The sequence below is a fragment of the Legionella resiliens genome (assembly GCF_021344005.1).
In the GTDB taxonomy this organism is placed as follows: Bacteria; Pseudomonadota; Gammaproteobacteria; order Legionellales; family Legionellaceae; genus Legionella; species Legionella resiliens.
Genome location: NZ_JAJTND010000005.1, coordinates 115,275 through 132,070 on the forward strand (window position 1 = coordinate 115,275; position 16,796 = coordinate 132,070).

Here is a 16,796-nt window from a genome sequence, read left to right on the forward strand (position 1 = left end):
TTTTATTGGTGCATTATTGAAGGTGAACTATCCCGTTCATTAGATAATTCTGTATTAAAATAGTGTGGCAATTCCAGTGAGTTTTTCTTGCAATAAGAGATAATATCCCCCTTACTCCCCATTTTGTAATGGCCTTTACCATCAGAAAAAGCATAATTATCGCTATTTTCTTGTTTAAATAAAAATACATGACCGTCATTTGCCTGCTGACGAAAAAAAGCGTCTGCTTTTGAATTATCGGGGAACTGGAGGCAATCATCATGAATATTTTCCTTGCCAAATTGCAATTCAAAATTTGCAAATATCTGAGCAATCGCTTCCTTATTTGCGTATTGGACTTCAAATGATTGGCTAGGTTTCATATACATTTTTTGCAATAGATCTACTGAAGGAAGTTCATTCATTCCTTCTTCATCGGTTAGTCTTATTCGCAGCTTTTCAAACGCCTGTTGCTCCATAAAGCTTAATTGTTGCCGTTGCGCTCTAATGAGTAATGCTGCCTCTTGTTCATTGATGAGTTTTTTTAATTCTTCAAGAGTTTTAGCCATAAAATCATATCCACTCAACTTAGTTCATTAAATAATATATTAAATAAAAAAATAAAAGCGAGCTTATTGGGTAATTTGCACAATTTTTACAAATTGACTTAATTTTTATTTCATGGGTGAACATCTATTTTTACCCTATAAGTTCATTTCACCTCGCATTGCATGATTCTGGAAAATACGATACATTTTTAAGAATTAGGAGTTCACAATACAAGGAAATGTCTGTGATAATGCAAACCCTAACTTCCTCATTCCTTGAGCATAATCACAATAATCCTTTTGCGTAAGTCGAGTTGTTTTGCAAACAGGGGTGCTAACTATCATCAAGCCTGGTTGAAACAGCCAGGCTTGTTGCTGGACACTTCTTTGCTGAATACGTTTAAATAATGTTCCAAATTTTCCTCTCAAGCTTGAATCTTCCTTTAGCATTGATACTATTTGTAAGTATCTCGTTTAAAGTATTAGGCTGTAACAAGCAGGTAACGTATTCTTCAAGTTCAAATTGAAATTAGGGAAAATTGGCTGTGATATTGAAATTAATTATTCATACATTGATTACGTTATTCATTATGGCGTTATTTCTTTTTCTACCTGTAGGCACTATTAATTGGCCAAGCGCATGGATCTTTCTTCTTCTTCAGGGAGGCTTTGAACTATTCATTGGTTTTTGGCTGGCGAAACATGATCCGGAGTTATTAAATGAAAGGCGATCCTTCGTTATTCAACGAGGCCAAAAAAAATGGGACAAAGTAATTATGGTACTATTCTCAATCCTGCAAATAACTTGGCTACCCTTAATTGCCTTTGATGTGGCTTATTCCCAGGGAAATTTTGTTCCTGTTTTTGTCAAAGTTGTGGGAGCAATTCTAATGATAATAGGATTCTATATTTTTTATTTGGTATTTAAAGAGAACTCTTATGCCTCCCCTGTAGTAAAAATTCAAAAAGAGAGGGAACATAAAATCGTGACTACAGGTCCATATCACTATGTGCGTCATCCCATGTATTCTGGCTCTATACTCTATTTTATCGGCATACCTTTATTACTTGGTTCCTGGTATGGTTTGTTGTTTACGTTGTGTTTAACCATCCTGCTGATCATACGCTCCATGCTAGAAGAGAAAGCACTCACAAAAGAGTTTTCAAACCATTACATTAAATATACCAAACGTGTTCACTATCGTTTTATTCCTTTCATTTATTGACCGGTATTGATGGAGATAATAATGTTAATTAAAAATTTTTTGGCATGTATTCTAATTTTATAGGGATTTATAATGAAGATTCTATTAACTGGCTCAACAGGTAGGCTTGGCAGAGAAATATCCAAATTATTAAATACTTCCGATAACAAAATAGCGCTCCATGGTAGAAATCAAAATCGTTTGGATGAGTTAGCCAAGTCATTGGATAAAAGTGACGTTATCACTGTTGCTCATGACCTCTCTTTTCCTGAGGCAGCTGAGTCGATCATTCAAGGAGTAATTAATCATTTTAAAGGCTTAGACGTCCTTATTAATAACGCAGCGTGTTTTAATTTTGAAGATTTTATTAATACACCCCTTCCGGTTATAAAAGATACGATTCAAACAAATCTAGTCTCGTTAATCATGATTACTCGATTAGCCTTACCTTACTTAATCGCGAGTAAACACGGTATAATTATTAATATTGCATCCATTGCAGGGCGGGAATATATCCCTGGAGCTTCCACTTATTGTGCCACAAAACATGGAATTTTCGGCTTTTCCGGAGCATTATTTGAAGAAGTTAGAGAGCAAGGAGTTAAAGTGTGTACCATTGCTCCAGGGCAGCTCACAATTTCTGAGGCAAATGAAAAAAATACCATTCCACCCAAGGAGCTCGCACACCTTGTAAATTATGTCCTTAACTACCCGGGCACAAAAAGTTTCCCCCGAGAAATAATAGTTGGAGCTACTTAGTCAATTCATTTATATGGGTATTTTTCTATGAACAGGTAACTCACCTATTCAGAAGGCAGTATTATTTAGTCCTTAATAAATTCCGCAAGAGACGCTTTCACGTATTCACTATGGTCCTCAAGCGCCAAAGCCAAAACAGATTTATCCGGATAATTTGCCAAGATTGCTTTCCACGCGATTGCCCTCATTTGTTCATTGGAATGTGTCATCGCAATTTTGCGAATGAGAACCAAACTATTTTTATCCCCTAACTTAATTGCTGTATCAATTAAAGTGCGCATTTGAGTCAAGCGATCAAGGTTACCCAAAATTATTTTGGCTTTCCCATTTTTTTCTAGTAATTCGAATTCGTATTGGCGGCGTTTGGCTGGATACGTTTTGGGCAGAATGAGATTTAGTGAAACCGTTATGGATTCCGGAGGATACTGGATATGAGCATCAGAACTACCATAATAATACATAACCTTATCCTGGGTTAAATAACATTCCTCTATAAACGGTAAGTTGATCTCTTCTCCCGGTATTCCTTTTACTAGATCATAGTCATACTGATAAATTCGTGTCTTATATCCAGGCCCAAAGTAGTTTACCGTAAAAAAATCAAAGTTATGATCATGTGGTTCGAAATATGAAAAAACTTTAGCTTGATTACGATCAGATAGAGGCATCCAAATTACTGCTCTTATCACGTAATTAGTACTTCTATGAATTATAATCGTTGATGGTTTGAATTGATTACCGGTTTGAAACGTTTCAAAATTTTTTAATTCGCTACCTAGTTTTTTTACTAAAAAAGTTTTATTAAGCGCGAGTTGTGCCAATTTCTGAGCAATTGTTTCTAAATATCCCGGTTTGTACTCCGAGGACTTCAGTGCTTCTATTATGGGATTATTTTCAATAAACTTAATAAATGTCTCTAATGAAATGGGTTTTTTTACATTAGGGTAAAATGTTTCCGCCATGCTCATTCCCCCATTAATGCTAATGTTTTTTGGGACGCTCTCTTTATTTCAGGATCTTTATCCTGGCTTGCAATCTGTCGCAATAAAGGTAATGCACCCCTACCATTAATTTTATAGTAGTATTTCATCGCTTCCCAGCGAACGTTCGCATCATAATCGGACAAAATCAGTTTTTTTAAAAGAGGTTTGATTCCCTTAACAACCTGCATGGCCTGAAATAATTCTAAAATTAATCGAATTCTTGAGGCACGTACATCAGTACTAATCCGTCGAATGGGATCTAAAGTCTCCTGATTAAAAACCCAAGTGGTTCTTGCTTTTTTATCTGAATGCACAATAAGTAAAGGTGCATTATGTGACGCATTGTAAAAATCAGCAATTGAGGAGAATGCCGGTAAACAAACTGGTTTGTATGAAGGGAGAATCAAGTCTTCTTCTCGCTTAAGAGAATTGGGTTTCTCATATAAGCGCTCCCGCTGTAAATTACAATGATACAACGGTATATTTAATTCCACTTCTGATAAATTCATCACAATAGCATCAACCTCACTTGCAGATAAGGTATTGGAGGATGATTTGTGGTGAGTAAAACGCATTAATAAATGCAAGCCAGGCTGCTGATAAAAGTATATTTTATTTTCATCAGTAATTTTATCATTAGCAGTTATTTCTATTAAAAAACTATTAATCAGAGAAATGATATCTGTTCTGGTTAAATTGCTGAAAATCGGAGCTAAATCAAAAAAATTCGTACCTGGTCTATTTATTGTTTCATATAAAATTGTACCCAGTTGAAAAAATGTGAGGGAACTCAAATGGAAATCCTCCTTTAACTTTATTTGAATATAGCTAAAAAAAGTAGAGATATCCATTCATATGATAATAATAGAGTTTCCAATTATATTAAATTTTATATGAGCTATTGCTGCAGCAATTTTCGTAAATTATACTAAAATAAAAAGGGAAAAGCTTATCTAAGCTTTATGGGTAAAATGCAATTAAGGAGTTAATATGAAAGACGAAATACGCGATGAACTTCAAAACACCACAGAAATTGAATTTGTTGAATTAGATGAGGTTTCAATTGCTGGTGCAGATTCAACTCAAATAACTGCACAAGAAGAAGGTCGAGTTCTTGGTTTTGGGTGTCTCGATAGTTAATCCATAATTTTTACAGGTTAGAGAGTAAATAAAAATTTTTTTCTATTATGAAAAAACTTTAAAATTTGACTCTCTTACTGTAAATATTAGTTCTAAACATAAGTTCTCCTGTACAAAACCTATTTTAAATTCGATTTGTTTAAGAGGATAAGATGTTTAGTTCAATATCTCTTATTAATTCCTGAATGGAGTTATCTTCTTTTTCTAATTGAGTAAGAAGGGATTTATCTTCCCCTCCAGATAAAGTTTTTTTGACTGCAACCATGAATTTTTCCCTGATTAATAATGAATTAGAGACCTTAGTCGATTCGTCTTCATCCCACCAAAAATTCAAATTAATATTGATGTCGCCAAGATGTTTAAAGCTGTGCAACCAATAGGCAGGAATAAATAAAATCTCTCCTTCATCTAATCTACCCTCTAAATAAACAGCATTACGGTATAGAGGAAACCGAATGTAATCCGGATTTAAAATATTTACTTGGCTGAAGTTTGCTATTCCATTTCTACTGTATAAATTCAGATAATAGTTTTGTACCTTAAAAGGAGGAAATAAAAAAATGTCTTTGGCACCTTTAATTTGAGCATTCAAATTATGACAACCATTTTGATCATAATGCAACCACGATACAATGTTTTTAGGAGAAATCCATAGTCCACCACTATGAAGTTTATTTCTATCAATTAATAATGGAATTTCAAAATCTTGCTCTAAAATATTAAGTTTTTGATTGTATTTTTTTTTATCGAAAAGCGATAATTCGTCTCCTGCAAGAAATACATTCTTTGCTTTTTTTAGCAGAGCAATAAAATGCACCAGCGTTCCTTCGCTAAAAAATGCTTTTTGATCCAGCCTATCTTCCTCGATAAAGCTGAGATCAGGATACAAGTTAGATTGAGAAATATAATAACGAACTTTAATTTCACCAATTGTTTTTGCAAAATAATCGAGAGACCATAATTTGTATGCTCGCCAGAAAGCAACAGCATCTTGGATAATCACTGGATTATTCTGTAAAACATACTGGGAGTGAAATTTTTTGGGAGTGAGAGAGCCCACACGTTCAATAACACCAATTTTTTTCATACCAATGCCTAAGTTGAAAAGATTAATTGACGAGTAAAACTCTCTCTTAACGATTTAACGTACCAACATCATTTCTTCTTTATTTTTCTATTTTCTCTTTAAAAGAAAACAAACAGGTTCTATCTTCAGGTTTTCCTTGGGCGTCAACCCAGTTGACTACCATCATAAGACCGCTTGCTGCTTCATCTTTATTGGTTTTGTTTTTTGTAAATCCAACAATGACATCTGCTGTTTCTTGACCATTAAACTGGACTTTATGCCGAATTAAGGCTTGATCATGGTCTGCATAATTTTTCATAATGCGTTCTTTGTGACTAACAGAATGACCTCCTGGGAGGAGGGTCTGTTCTCCTTTTTTCCAAGTAAAGCTTTTTTCTTTTAGAACTTGGCCAAAGAATTTCTCGCAATCGGGAGAAGAGCCTTCGCTGATGAGTTCAAAATCGGTGATATGTGTGTGAACATCTGCTTTAGATGCTTGATGGCCAGAACTATTATTAGCTGCATCATTACTACTGATAGTTGCCTCATTACTACCATATGCAAGATTCATCAGTAAAATTGAGGCTAGCATAGGAATCATCTTCTTCTTCATTTTTTTTCTCCTTGATTAGTATACACTTCTAAGTCCGATAATTGCGTGTCATATACGACTAAAAGCTAAAACAGCCGCCCAAAAGAATCCGGGTGGTCATGCATTTTACTCGTTCAGAAAAATGTAGGCACTTATCGTTTTCTCTTAGGTCATCAATGTAATTTATTGATGAGGTTACCAATTAAAATTTAGCACCTACTTGGCTTCAACGCAATTTAACTTAGTTATTAATCTCATGGTTTTATTAATAATTAAGATAATTGAGTTTTTGAAATGAACTATAAGTGCGATTAAAAGAGATTTAGCATCCATGATAAGGACACTCAGCAGTGTTCTATAATTAAAAAAATGGATTTGATTTTGACGTCGATCATATGCTCACTTTAAAAAATACTCTGTTAATGTCTGTGCTGACAATGGTTTTATTGGTCAATAACAATTTATTTGCCTGCCAGTGTTTTAATTCATTTTTTTTGAATTCAATTTTTTCTAATAGCCAGGTAATGAGGTGCGCCCTGTCCACAGATTATGGCAGAGTCGTGAGAGTTAGTCTTTCTGACGGAAGAAATAGTGCCGTTTCATCGATTTATGGCTGTTCGTTAAATTCTCTCAGTAGTAACATTCACAGAGATTTTTTTGATTTTTATGATAATGAGTTGTGTGTTGACGAAATCTTAAATGCGTGTCGAATGCTTAACATTGAAATTCACTCTGATAATGTAGTGCATATTATTACCACTGAAGAATAAATAGAATATAAAATACCCCGTCTACTTCAGGAAATCTCCAGATGATATGAAGATGTTCGAGTACAACGCTTGCTCCCTAAACTTCAAATCCTATTGATCAATGTATGTCAGTTGACATACAATCTGATCATTTTTAATCCTCGAGATATTAATTGAACTTTTCCATTCTTAAATCCAAAACCCTAACACTATTAAATTATATTTTTATTGTTAGTATTCTAACTGTCTGTTTATTGCCCAGTAACTCTATAGCCTCAAATATTGAGCAATATGACTTTGGGAATATTTCTCAGAAAGTCACCAAAATATGGGATCCTGAAGTTGCTCTTTATGTCGCGAAACATTTTGCCGCCGCAAATGGTTTTAATGAACAGAATGTGTCGGTCACACAATTAAAAGCAGGTGCTGCAAATAACTTTATCTATCTCGTTTATATAGATAATCAAATGAAATTTGTTATAAAAGGGCTTTCTTCGAAAAAAGAAGCAGAGTCTTTGTTTGCATTACAAAACTATTCAAAACTGGAAGCGATTCAAAATAATCCTGAAGCGGCTACCATTTGTTTAAGTAAGTTAATCCAATATTACAAGGTAAAAAATGATAATAATATTTATTATTTTGCTATTCTTGAGGCGGCTCAAGGAAAAGAACTGTTCAAAATAATGAGTTATGAACTGCTTCAAAATAAAGATATAAACAAACTTAAAGATACTTTTTATACTATTGGTCGTCAAACCAGTGAATTACATAAAAGTATTATTGGAGCGGAGCAATTTATATCCCCAAGAAATTTGCGATCGGTAATTCATGATGATTTTCATCCAGAAAATACTTTTTATAATATTGAAACAAATATTTTCTCTTTAATTGATAATGACAGTATGGGTGAGAGTATTTCTAATCCGTTGCCTATTGTTAGGGAAATTTATGGAATATATGAAGTTCCAATAATTAGATGGCCATCAGAAAAAATTAAGATTGATCTTTTAAAAGACGCAGATCCTCATGACATAGCAAGTATCTATTTTGAATTAATCATGGGAATGGCTTCGGTGTATCAAAACCATCAAGATGCGAAAAACGTGTTTATTCATAGCATTATTGGCTTAAATAATATGGCAATTGCATTTCTAAAAGATAAATATTCCGAATCATGGATGTTATATCCTACTGATAAAAATGAGGATCATATTGTGTGGGGCAAATTTTCTAAAGTTGTAAATGATCCCGCGCTTGCTGAAATCTATATATCTAGATTAACAATAATCAATAACGATTTAAGATCAATGGGAGGCTCGCAACCTTAGACTGGTTACGAGCAACCTGTCTCTTGCTTTACATCTCTGCATACGCCCCATATCTTGACTGCGGGGTACAGTGTTTTAGTGCAGATCTTCTGGATCCCGCGGACAAGCCCTGAGATATGGTCACAAAAAGTGACCATATCTCAGGCATAAAGCGCAGTACGTAGAGAAACTTAAGTGGTACATGATAAATTCAAAAAACTGACGATCGTTCAGGGTCTGTTTACCTGCGGTATCGTCAGTTTTGAGAAACCTCCACTAAATTTTTCGCCTACGTACCGCGCTTAATTTCTTAGTCTACGTACCGCGCTTTATGCGCGGTATCCAGGGGATCTTGCTATAGAAATGCTCAGCGGCATCTTAAAATATCGTTCTGGATACCGCGCATAAAGCGCGGTACGTAGGAAAGCAGTACGTAGAGAAACTTAAGTGGTACATGATAAATTTAAAAAACTGACGATCGTTCAGGGACAAGCCGCGGGAGTGGGAATAAAGCTGGTCTGGTTTTTCAGAGATGTGTAGAAGATACAGTTGCATCTTTAATCTGCAAGTGAAAAAGGCTTTAAGATTACATTATAAATGCAGTCTTGTGAGGAAAAATGAAATTTTTATTCGCAAAATGTCCAACCTCGATGTTTTCAATTGAGGTATAACGGCTTTTATTTTTTATATAATAGATAGGGGGATGTGAATTAACCTCCGTTTGCTCCCAGTGTTCCTGCAACATTCTGTTGCGGTGGGGTTAATGGCTGCAATTTTTCTGTTTCCAGATACTGTGCCACAGCGGGTTGCCCCTCAGCCCATGTAAGGTATTCTTGAAGCGGAATAAAACTGCTAGGTATCCGAGTTCCTTCTGAGTAAGGCAAAGGACGTAAGAAATCAGCAACTGAGGTACAATTATTGACTACTCCTTTCTCATGAAGAAAACGAATTAATTGATAAAAATGTAATGTATCCGGTTTATAATGCCCACTGCTGTTACTAATCATCGCCACCATCCCATCTTTAACCAGCCACATTCCAGCACAACGCACTTTACGCCCCTGAAACAGTGAAGAGTGGTGAAAAACTCCTGCTTTATGAGGATGAACATGGAATAGGTTATCATTAAATTTATCCCATACAAAAGCTGATCCGCCATAGGGCATGCCCATTTTAAAAAAGAGGTTTTTCAAACGTGCTGTATTTAGGAGAGGGGTTTCTGCTAAAGAATCTTTGGAAATAATTTTCAACTTTTTATCGTCGATTTTAACTTGAACTTTATCTCGTAATTCATAATCGACTGAAGTGACCTTCGTTTTATAAGCGTCTGTCCAATTGTCACTCACACCTTCTAAGGCGGTTGTCAGTGGATGCTCTTCTAACCATAAAAAAAAGGGAGGCGGGTCAATTTCTCTAACCCACTCATAGAATGCAGTATTCATGGGGTAACAGGCACGGTTGAAACCTTTTTCAATATCACTGTATTTAAATTCAATTGTGCGATGAGCAGGATCTAAACGTTCGATTAAAGTTGCGCCAGAAAGACGTAATAAAGGGTTATTACAATGGGTTTCTTCTCGCTCTTTAAGTGTTCGCAGCAATTCATTCTTTAACACGTGTCGGGGCTTAGCTTTTTTATAATAATCCTTTAATTTTTCTAGATAAATTGCCTTGTTTTCAGCGAGTTTTTGGATAATCACTAATGGTTCCACCACTTTGGGTTCTGTTCCCATTAAATGAGTGCACATATTATTTATCTGAGAAAGTAATTTCATTCTTTTATCGAGTAATTCTAATTGTGTTTTTGGAATTGAATGATACTTTTGCAAGGCTTGGGTAACCGGTGCTAGAAGAGTATTAACCTCACTTGCAGTTAATCCACACTTTTCACATAATTTTTCCCAATCTTTGAGATTTGGAACATCACGCCACATAAGACCGAGCTTCAAATAGTATAATTAATATAATATTAGGACGATATTTGCGCACATGACAAATTTATTGCGAATAAATAAACAAAACTGACGTCTAAAAATGTATGCAAGGAATAAATTAAGGAAACAATTACAAATCACGGCCACAAGCTACCAGGATTTCTTATAGTAAGATCCAGATAGTAGAAAGAAGCTAATCGTACTCATTTTATTTCTAGTATGACCAATTATTAATAATGATGTTTAAAAAATGCTTTTCTCTTTATATGCCATACTATATCTATATTAATTGATGGAGTCTAATCAGAATATGGAAATTCATACTCCTCAGAAGCCATTACGCATTTATCTCGTTCATCAAGATCCCAATATAATTAAGTTAATTACAAACGAACTGAAAGCATCAGGACATATCACGTTCTCTACAGATAATACGGAGGATATACTCGTTGAAGTGAATAAAATCAAACCCGACTATGTATTAGCTGATCAAAATACCCCCACTGAAAAGATCAAAAAACTTTGTAAATCAAATATATATAAGGTCGTCATTCTCTCTTTAGATCCTAGCAATAAAAACATTAACCCATATAAATTAGGTGCACATGGTTGTATTTATCAAATTAACCGCATTGAATTATTTACTGATCAACTTAATCGTATTATTGAAGACAAGATTGATATTGAATTCTGGGGGATAACGGGTGCATTTCCTGCACCAGGAAAAGATTTTATCAAATATGGTGGGCACACTTCATGCCTCACATTAAATTTTGTAAATGAACGCGCGATCATATTAGACGCAGGTTCTGGAATAATCCCATTAGGTAATGAGCTAATCATCAGAAACCAAAACCCTATAGAGGCGGATATTTTTATCTCACACGAGCATTGGGATCACATACATGGATTAACATTTTTTAAACCATTATATCATCCTGGAAATCGATTCAATTTTTATGGCCCACCACAAGGAGTAAAAAGCGTTCATGAGTTACTAGCAGGACTCATGGATGGCTTATATTTTCCAGTTAAAATTGATAATTTACCCTCTACCATTTCATATCATGATTTAATGGCGGATCAAAATTTTAAAATTGATACTATCAAAATAGCAACTATCGCGCTTCAGCATCCATGTGCAACATATGGTTATAAAATTCAATATAATAATAAAATCATAAGCTATATAACTGATAATGAACTCTATGATAAATCATACCACTTATATAATGCTGATTTTGTACGTAATCTTATTAAGTTTACAATGGATTCAGATATTTTAATTGTAGATTGCTCATTTACAGACGAAGAATACGATGCGGGACGGGTGTCATGGGGGCATTCCTGCCCCAGGCAAATAAGTGAATTTGCACACTTGGCCAATGCAAAGCAACTTATATTACATCATAATGACCATCATGAAACAGATAAGATTGTTGACGCCAAATTGATTGCGACACAAAAGATGTTAAAGAAATTCGGTTCAGAGGTGAAATGTATTGCCCCTGTATACAGACAGATATTGCGTGTCTAGTAATATATAGGTAAGCTTTGGCCATTTTTGCTCTCACCAACCAATCCTGGTTTTTCTAATCCTTTGGGGCAGAATACCCTGAGGTATCGTCTTTTTTTGATGAGAAACCTCCACTAATTTTTTCGTCTACGTACCGCGATTAATTTCTTCGCTTACCTACCGCGCTTTATGCGCGGTATCCAGGGGTTCTTGCTATAGAAATGCTCAGCGGCATCTTAAAAAAACATTCTGGTTACCGCGCATAAAGCGCGGTACGTAGAGAAATTTATGCGGTACGTAGAGAAATTTAAGCAATACGTAGAGAAATTTAAAATGAAAACTATCCCTCAGGGCAGAACCTACTTTCTAAACAACTCCCTGGCGTTATCAGCTAAAATTTTTTGGACTAGATCCTCTGTAAGATTCGCTTGTTTAATATAATCAACAGCCCTGACGTATTTATCTTGATTTGCATAAGGGTAATCTGTACCTAACAGCAAATGATCCGAGGGATAAACATCAACAGCATTACGCAAGGCTGGAATATGGCCATGAGCAACTGTGTCCACCCAAAATTTCTTTATAAAATCACTGGGCTTGCCGTTTATCTCACCCTCTCCCCAATCTGTATATAAATTATCAATACGTTGCATAATCATCGGCAAATATCCGCCGAGGTGGGTGCTAATAAACCGGATATCCGGGAAACGTGAAGTGACACCAGATAAAATCAAATGCAGCACGCCATAAGTGTCCTCAAATGGAGCACCAATCATCCACGTTAGACCAAAAACCTTGGTCTGCTCTCCGGTGCAACAACCGGCAGGATGCAAAAAGACAATCGCTTTTCTGCGATTTAGCTCAGCAAAAATGGCCTCAAAACGGTTTGCTTCGACAATAGATTGCTGCAAGACAGTGGTCGTCAGGGTAACTCCCCACATCCCCAACTCATCAAAGCAACGTTTAATTTCATCTAATGACTCCTGGATATGCGGCAGAGGAAAAATCCCAAATGCCTGGAAACGTTTTGGATATTTAGTAATAAGCTGCGCGTAAAGATTATTGGCCATTTTTGCACTGTTCACGGCATCCTCTTTATTTGCAAAATAAGGAACTTGAGGCACCATTGAAAGCACTTGTAAATCCACGCCAGCGGTTTCCATTACGGCAAAGCGCGCCGCTAATTCTTGCTCATCGGTTCCAGCTTTCATATAGCGAGCCACATTAACCAAATCCGCTCCTTTTTTTTCAATATCATCAAGATATTCTTTGGGAAAGCAATGTGCATGAACGTCAATAATCATAGTAAATTACCTCTAACGAAATATGAATTAACTTTAAGTATAGCTAGGTTAACTGAGAAGCAATAAACATCTCAGTACGTGTCTTGTTGTGACTTAACGACCTATCATTAGTTGACAGCAAAAAACCTGTACTCTTATGAAGTTTCTTCTGTGGTATGAAATTTGAACTCTTCTCAGCTATAATTTTATTTAAATCGATCAATTTGTTTAATTATGAGACTCCCAAAGGCTATTGTCCCTTATTCAAATAAGGATGCCGCTCATCTTGCTAATAAATACGCCAGAGAATTCATAATAGAAGGCGCAACTCAACTTATTAATAATACTTATCATATTGATAAGAGAAAAAGTCTAAGTGAAGCAGTAAAAGCTATAAGGGAAAAATCTCAGGAGTCTGCAAGCTCATGGTTGGAGTTTGACTATTATATTTATGAGTTTTACCAATCCATTGAATGCAGTAAAAAATATTCAATTGGGAATTGTAATGAGCTTTCTGAACTGGCTTTAGATTATATTGCTCATTATGTTCCTCACGTGAATGCAGAAGTTTTTCAATTAGCAGGTGGCAATCACGTCGTACTTGTAGTGGGGAGACAAAAAGGTAGTGATCCCAAGAAACCAGAGACTTGGGGTAAGGATGCTTATATTTGTGATCCTTGGTCTGATGATGTATATCCTGCTTCAGAATACCGTTCTCGAACTAAAAATTACTATCAGGAATATGACGAAGCTTCAGATGTTTATACGAATCATGTAGAAGATTTTAATCCTTCCAAACATACTTTTAACCCAATTAGAAATTATAATACCGATTACCTCAGAAAATATAATACTCAAGAACATATTGTTGCTGTTTATGAACTTTTTCAAAAAAAACAGGGAGTAATTATTGCAGCAGCAGTAAATTTGGAGAACGCTCTTATAGAAATTAGCAATAGGTTAGAAAAAAAATATGGTGTAAATAATGAAAAATACCAAATTATCCAACGAAAAATAAATGAGGTACGGAGTGCTACCGAACAACTCACTAGAGACTTTGCTAAGCCTATTGATGAATCAAATAATTATTATGAAGTTATATCTCAATTAGATAAGACGCTGCGACAATCAATTAAGACCTATATTAAAGCAGCAGAAATAACAGACGAAGAAGCAACCGCTTTAGCCAAACCTGTTGAAAGGACGAGCCGACATTCCCCCAAATTTTTTCATTCGAATTATGATGTAGTATCAAAAATTAATGATGCTTTAGAAGCGTCTAGCGATATGTTAAAAAATGTTATCGTAAAAAAATAACCCAATTATCCTTAATCACACACTGAAATAGAACTCATCGATTTAGCGAGCGTTTGGCAAATACCCTCTTATCCATTACCTTTCTCCATAATGGGGGGCAAAGAGCCAGAATTATCATTCCCAAATAACCTGAAGGAAGCTGGGGACTTGAGTCAATATGCCTTAATAATTGATAAGGGCGTGCTCCATGAACATGATGATCGGAATGCCTTTGCAGTTGGAAAAGGAGCATATTACTAAGCCAATGACTCGCATTCCATGAATGTTGCTCTGAAACTTTCTCATAGGATCCATTAGCTAGTTTCTTGCGTTCCAAACCATAATGTTCAATATAGTTAATGACTTCCAACAAAATAATGGCGGTCAAAGATTGAAGAATGAAGAAAAAAAGAGCACTCCATCCACCATAATAAAAAAGAGCCATTGCTAAAATAATAGGCATGCTAATTATCCACCAGAACTGATTTTTCAAATGGAACCATGAATATCCCAGACGATTTAAACGCTTGTACTCTATGTTCACAGCAGAACGAAAAGAACCAATGATTGTTCTAGGTAAAAACTGGTATAAACCTTCCCCTAACCGAGATGTTGCAGGATCTTTGGGTGTAGCCACATGAACATGATGTCCACGGACATGTTCAATAAAAAAATGGCCATAGCATACACTGACCAATAACAGTTTACTTAGGGTTTGATCAGTGATGGAGTTTTTATGCATGAGTTCATGAGCAAGAGTAATTCCAATCCCCCCTGTCAGAAGTCCAATTGATAAACTAAACCCAATAAACTCTGTTGCTGTTAAAGGGAAATGTATGAGCAGATAAGTCGCAAGTATCAAAAAACAATATTGCAAAGGGACATACATCCAGGTAAGAAGTTTGAAATATCTGTCCTTTAATAGTATATGTTCTTGAGTACTCTCTGGATTGTCTGGATCAACGAACCAAGTATCAATCAGCGGAATCAATGTGAATAATATAAAAAAAGGGAGAAAAGTATAAAAATCACCGAAATAAAAACCAATAAAAGGCAGTATCACCAACAAATAAGCCAGCATAAAACACAGTTTTTTACTTCGTTTCATTATGAATATCCTTTCATTTCCTCTTTATAAATATAGACGGATCATTAATATTATAAAAGCCGCACAACCTCTTGAAAAGATGCAAAACTCCAACCCACAAGGAAATTTAATATAACCTATCTTTTTCAGATTTCTCCACGTAAAAAATCAAGATCAGCTAATTTGCTCTTGCAACGCTTAAATTAGCATTTAATTGTTGAAAATTGTAATATCTTTTATCAGAACTTAATATTATTTTAAAAGAATAACTTAATAAAATATGAAATACCATCAAGCTGGATCAGGCTCTTATAGAAGAGAGTCAGCCCCTAACTTTAAGGTTGGGTCAAAATGACCTGAGGGATCGTCAGTTTTTCATTTAAAATTTCTCTATGAACTTGTAAATTTCTCTATGAACTTGTAAATTTCTCTATGAACTTGTAAATTTCTCTACGAACTTGTAAATTTCTCTACGAACTTGTAAATTTCTCTACGAACTTGTAAATTTCTCTACGTACCGCGCTTTATGCGCGGTATCCAGGGGATCTTGCTTTAGAGAAACCCAGCAGTATCTTAAAAGATCATCTGGATACCGCGCATAAAGCGCGGTACGTAGGCGAAAAAATTATTGGCGGCTCTTATAAAAAAGTGACGATACTTCATGGTCAAAATGACCCAACCTATTAATATGTTTATGCTTTTGCTTTATAATCACTCAATTGTTCTATAATTGCTTGGTTAAACTCGGGGATATCATCAGGCTTTCTGCTGGTAATTAAATTTCCATCCTTAACCACAGCCTGATCGACCCATACTCCTCCTGCATTAATTAAATCAGTTTTCACCGAAGGCCAAGAAGTCAGCCGTTTATCTTTAACGGCCATAGCATTAATAAGAAGCCAGGGGCCATGACAAATAGCGGCTATGGTTTTTTGTTGTTCATTAACTTTTTTTGTGAACGCTACAGCTTCAGGTAAAGTCCTTAATGTATCTGGATTCATTACTCCTCCAGGTAGGAGTAATGCATCAAACTCGTTTGGATTTGCATTTTCCAAGAGTACATCCACATCAAAAGAATCTGCTTTATCTGCATGATTCCATCCCTGAACTGTTGATTTATTTGAAATAAGAAAAGTTTGCGCTCCTTGATCTTGCAAGGCGCTTCTAGGCTTTACCATTTCTACTTGCTCAAAACCATCTGTCAATAAAATAGCTATTTTAAGTCCCTTAAGTGAATTCATAGTTATCATCCTGAGATAGAGTGGATTGATAAAGAATAGCCTGTTGTACGATTTTTACAATTTAAGGAAAACATTACACTTTTGAGAATGAATGTCTATTTTTTCAATAAG

At 35.3% G+C, this 16,796-nt stretch carries 16 protein-coding genes; 6 read left to right on the plus strand and 10 right to left on the minus strand.

The window, feature by feature from the left end:
* Nucleotides 1-2 precede the first annotated feature (2 nt).
* Nucleotides 3-548, minus strand: a complete 546-nt coding sequence (locus LXO92_RS13125) for a hypothetical protein (protein WP_232891139.1) — start codon at nt 546-548, stop codon at nt 3-5.
* A gap of 195 nt (nt 549-743) precedes the next feature.
* Nucleotides 744-956, minus strand: a complete 213-nt coding sequence (locus LXO92_RS13130; protein ID WP_232891140.1) for a hypothetical protein — start codon at nt 954-956, stop codon at nt 744-746.
* Between the two features lie 116 nt (nt 957-1,072).
* Between LXO92_RS13130 and LXO92_RS13135 the strand changes: the two genes are divergently transcribed.
* Complete coding sequence (locus LXO92_RS13135) at nt 1,073-1,753, plus strand: methyltransferase family protein (RefSeq protein WP_182350001.1); 681 nt, start codon at nt 1,073-1,075, stop codon at nt 1,751-1,753.
* Between the two features lie 72 nt (nt 1,754-1,825).
* Nucleotides 1,826-2,491, plus strand: a complete 666-nt coding sequence (locus LXO92_RS13140; protein WP_232891141.1) for an SDR family NAD(P)-dependent oxidoreductase — start codon at nt 1,826-1,828, stop codon at nt 2,489-2,491.
* Nucleotides 2,492-2,556: 65 nt separating this feature from the next.
* Here the strand turns inward: LXO92_RS13140 and LXO92_RS13145 are convergent, their stop codons facing one another.
* Together LXO92_RS13145 and LXO92_RS13150 are read right to left on the minus strand one after the other, a co-directional pair.
* A complete protein-coding gene (locus LXO92_RS13145) occupies nt 2,557-3,453 on the minus strand; it encodes a HEAT repeat domain-containing protein (RefSeq protein WP_232891142.1) in 897 nt (298 codons plus the stop codon).
* 2 nt (nt 3,454-3,455) lie between these two features.
* On the minus strand, nt 3,456-4,268 hold the full coding sequence (locus LXO92_RS13150) for a HEAT repeat domain-containing protein (RefSeq protein WP_182350003.1): 813 nt from the start codon (nt 4,266-4,268) through the stop codon (nt 3,456-3,458).
* A 196-nt stretch (nt 4,269-4,464) separates the two neighbouring features.
* Here LXO92_RS13150 and LXO92_RS13155 point away from each other — a divergent pair, with 196 nt between their 5' ends.
* Nucleotides 4,465-4,614 (plus strand): hypothetical protein, encoded by a 150-nt coding sequence (locus LXO92_RS13155; protein ID WP_182350004.1) that lies wholly within the window; start codon nt 4,465-4,467, stop codon nt 4,612-4,614.
* 139 nt (nt 4,615-4,753) lie between these two features.
* On the opposite strand, the gene LXO92_RS13160 is transcribed toward LXO92_RS13155, so the two are convergent.
* Both LXO92_RS13160 and LXO92_RS13165 read right to left on the minus strand, forming a co-directional pair.
* Nucleotides 4,754-5,701, minus strand: a complete 948-nt coding sequence (locus LXO92_RS13160; protein ID WP_232891143.1) for a cupin-like domain-containing protein — start codon at nt 5,699-5,701, stop codon at nt 4,754-4,756.
* A gap of 79 nt (nt 5,702-5,780) precedes the next feature.
* Entirely contained in the window at nt 5,781-6,293 is a 513-nt protein-coding gene (locus LXO92_RS13165) for a hypothetical protein (RefSeq protein ID WP_232891144.1), read from the minus strand.
* A 1,195-nt stretch (nt 6,294-7,488) separates the two neighbouring features.
* Here LXO92_RS13165 and LXO92_RS13170 point away from each other — a divergent pair.
* Nucleotides 7,489-8,349 carry a serine kinase gene (locus LXO92_RS13170; RefSeq protein ID WP_232891145.1) on the plus strand — a complete coding sequence of 287 codons (861 nt, stop codon included), beginning with the start codon at nt 7,489-7,491 and terminating at the stop codon, nt 8,347-8,349.
* A gap of 689 nt (nt 8,350-9,038) precedes the next feature.
* On the opposite strand, the gene LXO92_RS13175 is transcribed toward LXO92_RS13170, so the two are convergent.
* Nucleotides 9,039-10,262, minus strand: coding sequence for a hypothetical protein (locus LXO92_RS13175; protein WP_182350008.1), 1,224 nt, complete (start codon nt 10,260-10,262; stop codon nt 9,039-9,041).
* A 454-nt stretch (nt 10,263-10,716) separates the two neighbouring features.
* Here LXO92_RS13175 and LXO92_RS13180 point away from each other — a divergent pair, with 454 nt between their 5' ends.
* Nucleotides 10,717-11,799, plus strand: coding sequence for an MBL fold metallo-hydrolase (locus LXO92_RS13180; RefSeq protein WP_232891146.1), 1,083 nt, complete (start codon nt 10,717-10,719; stop codon nt 11,797-11,799).
* 338 nt (nt 11,800-12,137) lie between these two features.
* Here LXO92_RS13180 and LXO92_RS13185 read toward each other — a convergent pair whose 3' ends face one another.
* Nucleotides 12,138-13,082, minus strand: a complete 945-nt coding sequence (locus LXO92_RS13185) for an amidohydrolase family protein (RefSeq protein WP_182350010.1) — start codon at nt 13,080-13,082, stop codon at nt 12,138-12,140.
* A gap of 213 nt (nt 13,083-13,295) precedes the next feature.
* Between LXO92_RS13185 and LXO92_RS13190 the strand changes: the two genes are divergently transcribed.
* Nucleotides 13,296-14,378 (plus strand): hypothetical protein, encoded by a 1,083-nt coding sequence (locus LXO92_RS13190; RefSeq protein ID WP_182350011.1) that lies wholly within the window; start codon nt 13,296-13,298, stop codon nt 14,376-14,378.
* A gap of 34 nt (nt 14,379-14,412) precedes the next feature.
* Here LXO92_RS13190 and LXO92_RS13195 read toward each other — a convergent pair whose 3' ends face one another.
* Nucleotides 14,413-15,465: an alkane 1-monooxygenase gene (locus tag LXO92_RS13195; RefSeq protein WP_182350012.1), complete on the minus strand. Its 1,053-nt coding sequence runs from the start codon at nt 15,463-15,465 to the stop codon at nt 14,413-14,415.
* Nucleotides 15,466-16,136: 671 nt separating this feature from the next.
* Nucleotides 16,137-16,685 (minus strand): type 1 glutamine amidotransferase domain-containing protein, encoded by a 549-nt coding sequence (locus LXO92_RS13200; protein WP_182350013.1) that lies wholly within the window; start codon nt 16,683-16,685, stop codon nt 16,137-16,139.
* Nucleotides 16,686-16,796 lie beyond the last annotated feature (111 nt).

What these genes read in the sequence shown, in the direction of transcription:
- LXO92_RS13160 (WP_232891143.1), bottom strand. Translation starts at nt 5,701, where the DNA reads ATGAAAAAAATTGGTGTTATTGAACGTGTGGGCTCTCTCACTCCCAAA.
- LXO92_RS13125 (WP_232891139.1), bottom strand. Translation starts at nt 548, where the DNA reads ATGGCTAAAACTCTTGAAGAATTAAAAAAACTCATCAATGAACAAGAG.
- LXO92_RS13185 (WP_182350010.1), bottom strand. Translation starts at nt 13,082, where the DNA reads ATGATTATTGACGTTCATGCACATTGCTTTCCCAAAGAATATCTTGAT.
- LXO92_RS13200 (WP_182350013.1), bottom strand. Translation starts at nt 16,685, where the DNA reads ATGAATTCACTTAAGGGACTTAAAATAGCTATTTTATTGACAGATGGT.
- LXO92_RS13190 (WP_182350011.1), top strand. Translation starts at nt 13,296, where the DNA reads ATGAGACTCCCAAAGGCTATTGTCCCTTATTCAAATAAGGATGCCGCT.
- LXO92_RS13165 (WP_232891144.1), bottom strand. Translation starts at nt 6,293, where the DNA reads ATGAAGAAGAAGATGATTCCTATGCTAGCCTCAATTTTACTGATGAAT.
- LXO92_RS13170 (WP_232891145.1), top strand. Translation starts at nt 7,489, where the DNA reads ATGAAATTTGTTATAAAAGGGCTTTCTTCGAAAAAAGAAGCAGAGTCT.
- LXO92_RS13195 (WP_182350012.1), bottom strand. Translation starts at nt 15,465, where the DNA reads ATGAAACGAAGTAAAAAACTGTGTTTTATGCTGGCTTATTTGTTGGTG.
- LXO92_RS13175 (WP_182350008.1), bottom strand. Translation starts at nt 10,262, where the DNA reads ATGTGGCGTGATGTTCCAAATCTCAAAGATTGGGAAAAATTATGTGAA.
- LXO92_RS13145 (WP_232891142.1), bottom strand. Translation starts at nt 3,453, where the DNA reads ATGGCGGAAACATTTTACCCTAATGTAAAAAAACCCATTTCATTAGAG.
- LXO92_RS13140 (WP_232891141.1), top strand. Translation starts at nt 1,826, where the DNA reads ATGAAGATTCTATTAACTGGCTCAACAGGTAGGCTTGGCAGAGAAATA.
- LXO92_RS13155 (WP_182350004.1), top strand. Translation starts at nt 4,465, where the DNA reads ATGAAAGACGAAATACGCGATGAACTTCAAAACACCACAGAAATTGAA.